This window comes from Longimonas sp. (assembly GCF_040409695.1).
Taxonomy (GTDB): domain Bacteria; phylum Bacteroidota; class Rhodothermia; order Rhodothermales; family Salinibacteraceae; genus Longimonas.
In genome coordinates, this window is record NZ_JARWGJ010000180.1 from 1 (window position 1) to 4,810 (window position 4,810).

4 protein-coding genes and 1 pseudogene are annotated in these 4,810 nt (G+C 62.7%); 1 reads left to right on the forward strand and 4 read right to left on the reverse strand.

Going from position 1 to position 4,810, the window contains the following annotated elements; translation table 11 throughout:
- Together PPP56_RS10820 and PPP56_RS10825 are read right to left on the reverse strand one after the other, a co-directional pair.
- Positions 1-462 (reverse strand): annotated as a pseudogene (locus tag PPP56_RS10820) (M14 family metallopeptidase); the annotation flags it as partial.
- Positions 463-876: 414 nt separating this feature from the next.
- Entirely contained in the window at positions 877-1,434 is a 558-nt protein-coding gene (locus PPP56_RS10825; protein WP_353564057.1) for a YkvA family protein, read from the reverse strand.
- A 153-nt stretch (positions 1,435-1,587) separates the two neighbouring features.
- Between PPP56_RS10825 and PPP56_RS10830 the strand changes: the two genes are divergently transcribed.
- Positions 1,588-2,583, forward strand: a complete 996-nt coding sequence (locus PPP56_RS10830) for an L-threonylcarbamoyladenylate synthase (RefSeq protein WP_353564058.1) — start codon at positions 1,588-1,590, stop codon at positions 2,581-2,583.
- On the opposite strand, the gene PPP56_RS10835 is transcribed toward PPP56_RS10830, so the two are convergent.
- Both PPP56_RS10835 and PPP56_RS10840 read right to left on the reverse strand, forming a co-directional pair.
- Positions 2,507-3,622: an NAD(P)/FAD-dependent oxidoreductase gene (locus PPP56_RS10835; protein ID WP_353564059.1), complete on the reverse strand. Its 1,116-nt coding sequence runs from the start codon at positions 3,620-3,622 to the stop codon at positions 2,507-2,509. The genes PPP56_RS10830 and PPP56_RS10835 overlap by 77 nt on opposite strands.
- 203 nt (positions 3,623-3,825) lie before the next feature.
- Positions 3,826-4,575, reverse strand: coding sequence for a methyltransferase domain-containing protein (locus PPP56_RS10840; protein ID WP_353564060.1), 750 nt, complete (start codon positions 4,573-4,575; stop codon positions 3,826-3,828).
- Positions 4,576-4,810: the final 235 nt, after the last annotated feature.

Sequence of the window (4,810 nt, forward strand, 5' to 3'; positions counted from 1 at the left end):
GGCCTCATCGCCGTGTATGGAGTAGCCCATGTAGACAACCGTAGGCAGATTGGCCAAGTCGGCGCCGGACACGGACTCAGGATTGGACGAGAGCGCCTGGTTCTGCGCTTTGATTTCGTCGATGCGCGCGAGGTCTTCAGGGGGCGCGACGACAGCATGCACGAGGGTGCGATTGTCGTGTGTGGTGCCATGGTGCTGCACCTGTACGCGGTCGCTGACTTCGGCCACGGCTTCGAAGTACGCCACGGCCTGGGCCGAGCGCGTGTGGCGCGTGCCAATTTCGTGGCCGATCACCTCTTGTGGAGTGGGAATGTCGGGGTTGTAGCTGGTGACCCCTTCAACCGGGGTGTCGATGGCAAGCGGGAGATCCTGCGCATGCGCCTCAGACCCCATGCCCCCACCCCAGACGAGTGCGGTGGCGAGGAGGAGTACGGCGAATACGCGTTGTGACAAGGCGATCATAAAGAGGGAGACTGGTCAAAAAGAGCGCGAGTGCACAGGGTAGCATTGGCGCCGCTGATGCACGAGGCGGTATAACAACAGGACACGGTATGTCCGTATCCCTTTCAGTATACCAACGGCTTAATATACCAACTGCACAGGACTTACTTCAACGTGTATGCTATTAACATAGCGGAGGCGAAGCGCAACTGCCACTGTGGCCGGGTTCGTTGATGACACGAGCCGGTGGCTCAATGACAGCGCCGCTTCGCCTGTAACGCGTGGAGGGCACGCTAATCGTCGCGGCTGCGGCGCATCCAGGCAATGACAAGCCCGGTGCCGATGCCGAGCGCGAGGATGAGAAGATACCAGAGCGGGGAGTCTGCTGCTTCCATAAGCAATTGGGGGGTTGGGAGGATGCGAACAAGGGATGGTTTACTGGTTGCGCTCCCAGGTGCGGAACCGGTTGAGCTCTTTGTGAGCGGTACGCACAACAAACGCCAGCACGGCGGCATCGTCGACGACTCCGATTCCGGCAAGCGACTTTCCTTTGGGGCCGCGCAGGAAGGCAAAGTAGAGCACCGCCAGCGTGAGCACGCCTACCGAGCGCCACGGGAAGTTGGGGTAGCGCCCCTTACGCCAGGCTTGCAGCATGCGGAAGAGCGTTGCCACGTCATCGGCAATTACAGCTGGCACCGACCGGTCTTCGCCCAGTCGCTGTACGGCCTTGCGGAGCACCGCGACCCACTGCAGTCGTTTCTCAAGCGCTTCTTGTGCGGCCTCGGTGAAGGCCTCAGCGAGAGAGGGACCGCTGTCTTCCGTGTCGGAGGCCGACTTGTTGGAGGTCGATGTGTCGTCGTTGGCTTCCTGACGCGGCTCTGCGTTTTCAGAGGAAGCGGTTCCATTTTCTTCATTTTGCTCGGCAGCATCATCGGGCGATGCCGCATCAGGGGGGGTTGCTTGCTCAGACGCCTCGTTTGGAGATTCGGACATGGGTGTACCAGCGGTTGATCGATGAAAACATACGAACAGAACGGACGGTGCAGCCCGTACGTGTCATACGAAACAAGGGCTGCTGTATGCTATCTTTGATGCACAGCCTGCTCTGGAGTTCGCCGCGTTTTCTATTGTCCCTCTGCCGATCTTATGAAGACCCAACGCACCGACGACCCGATCAAGGCGGCCCGCTGGCTGCGCCTGGGCGACTGCGTGGCCTTTCCTACGGAAACCGTGTACGGGCTCGGGGCCGACGCGATGAATGCTGATGCGATTGCAAAGATTTTCGAGGCCAAGGGCCGCCCGGACGACAACCCGCTGATCGTACACCTGCATTCGATTGATCAGATCGACCGTGTGGCCCGCGACCTGTCGCCGGCCGCCTGGGCGCTTTTCGAGGCTTTCAGCCCTGGCCCGCTTACCTGCGTGGTGCACAAACGCGACGCCGTGCCCGATGTAACGACAGCCGGACTCGACACGGTGGGCGTGCGTATTCCTTCGCTGCCGGTGGCGCAGGATTTTCTTTCGGCGTGTGCGGTGCCAGTGGCTGCACCTTCAGCCAACCGGTCGGGGCGCCCCAGCCCAACGACCTGGGAGGCCGTACGCCACGACCTGGACGGACGTATCCGTGGCATTCTGATTGGCCCGCAGTCGCCCCGAGGCATTGAGTCGACCGTGATCGACACGACCACCCAGCCCCCTGTGATGCTGCGCCCAGGGGCTATTTCGTTTGAGGAGGCGCAGCGCGTGGTGCCCGCCCTGCAGCTGGCTGACACGGTAGAACAAAAGCAGCGCAGCCCGGGCACGCGGCATCGCCACTACGCCCCGCATGCTGCTGTTGAGATTGTGGATGCGGAGGCAGCGGCTCCGGATCGCGACGCGGGCTACCTCGGCCTGAACCGTCCGAAACGCCCAGGCACATGGGGACGTGTCGTGCTCTGCCGCGACCTGTCGGACTATGCGTCGCGCCTGTATGCGACCCTGCGGCAGTTCGACAGGGAAGGCTTCACGCGCATTGTGTGCGAGCCGGTCGAGCCGGTAGGGCTGGGACGCGCGCTGATGGATCGCCTTACGCGGGCAGCGGGCCACGTGTCTGGCGAAACATCCAACGATGCAGCGGCGGAAGAAGGCGAAGCGCCTTCGTGACGGCTCGTGCCACACCGGGCCGGAACGCGATGGCATGCACCAGGCGTCCCCACTGCAGGCGTCGGTCGAAGGCGTCGTGCCAGCGCGTGGCGTACTGCGTGCGCAGCGTAGCAGGCGCGGCCCTTCCCGACAGCAACGCGTGCAGCGGCGGTGCGAGCAGGTCGGCCGCGTGCAGCGCCATCGCCATGCCATCGCCACAGAGCGGCGCGATCATAGCAGCGGTGTCGCCAACCATGCATACGTCTTGATGGAGCGGCCCCTTCGTGTCGAGCGTAACCTGGCTCACCGCGCAGAAGTCGGTGCAGCGCGTGCCCTGCGACAGCCGGGCGGCCAGGTGCGGATTGGCGTCGGCTGCTGTTTGGAGCATCGCCTCGGGCGACCCCGCTTCCTTAAGCCGATCGCGCCGCCCGATCCAGCAGACGTTGAAGCGCCCCTCTTCGACCGGCGAGCACCCGCAGTATCCGCCCGGGAAGGCGTGGATGTCGATCACATCAGGAATAACGCCCTCGTAGTGTGCCTTGAAGGCAACCACCGGGTCGGGCTGCGTCAGCTCGGTGCGGCCCAGCGTACGATCGGGGATGCCGTGCTTTCCCCACGCCCCCACAACTACTCGGGCTGTGGTGGCCCCCCTGGCATGCGTCACGGCAAACCCCGTGTCGAGCGTTCCTTCGATATCTGACACCCGGCAGCCCGTGTGCACTGTAGCCCCCATGGCGCGGGCATGGTCGGCCAGGAGTGCGTCGAGTACGTAACGGCTAATCCCCCAGGCGGCCCCCGGTAGCGCCACCGTGTCGGTAGCGCCTCCCGGCGCGGTAACGACCGACTCGTCGATCCGCGGCGGGTTGTGCGCTTCCAGCTTCTCGCGTACGCCCAGGCGGTTGAGCGACGCCTGTGCTTCGGGCGAAAGGAACTCGCCGCACAGCTTATGGCGCGGATACGTGCCCGCTTCAAACACCTCGACGGCGTGTCCGGCCTGCGCCATCTGCGCCGCAATACTCAGTCCGGCCAGCCCCCCGCCAACTACAGCTACGTCGGTCATATCTCAGTCTGCTATCTCATTTCTCGTATCTGACGCGTCGTGTATCCTGACGCCTCGCGCATCGGTGCGTGGTACATATAAGTACATGCTAATACTGCGTGCATCACGCCGCGCACAATCACTGGCTATACTAAACGATGCACCTCCTCTTTCCCGCTCGTCTACATCGTTACGAACGTCTTGAGCTTCTGCCTTGGCGATGCTCACGGCAGTGCCGGGCGCGTAGGATGCGCTTGCACGACCCAACGAAAGGCCCAGTGCCAGGTAATTTCGGCGGATGCGTAGCCGGCTCTGTGCACGACACGCATCAGCTCGTCTTGTGTAAAGGCACGCCGCACGGAGAGCGGTGCGTCGTGCTGATACATGGGCGAGGTGGGCAGGAGTCGTGCGAGCAGCCAGATGCTCGCGTAAGCCACCGGGTGCCGGTGCAGGTCGTTGATCACGAGCCCGTGCGGACAGAGCGTGTGCATGCGCTTCAACAGCGCGATGAGCTCCGCATCCGGAAAGTGATGCAGGAAGAGTCCGGCATGGGCCAGGTCGTAGCGTGTGCCCTGATCGGGCGTGTAGGTGAACACGTCGTCGGTGATCACGCGCACACGGGGTCTGAGGCGGCCTGGGAGCGCCTGGTCAAGATATGCACGGGCGTGGTCGGCAGTAACCGGGTTGGCTTCGAGCGCATCGACACGTACATCGAGCCCCTGCGCATCTGCCCACCGCACCAGATGGGCCGGGTAGTCGGCACTACCGCTGCCCAGATCGAGGATGTGATGCGGACGTGCTGGTTTCATGAACCGCCGCAGCGCTCGATGAGACGGCCCGTACCCCCCCAGCAGCCAGTTGGTGATCCGAATATCGCGCAGCGCGGTTTCGAGGCGATCGTCCACCACCGAGAAGTCGTCCATGATCTCTTCTTCATGAACGGCGCGTTGATCGAAAGCAGGCCAGGAGAGCATGGCACGGTGGGTCGTAATGGATGGATAACACAAACGGTCTTGCATGCTGTGCGGATAATCCGCATCTTAGATCCGCGTTCATACCTTACTCATACAACCCAATCGAGGTAACCCACTTATGCGAAAACTGATACTAAGCGCGCTACTTACATTCGGACTCATGGCGTGGAGCCTGAGCCCAGCCGTGGTGCAGGGGCAAGACTTGCTGCATTATTGGAACTTCAATGATCCTGTT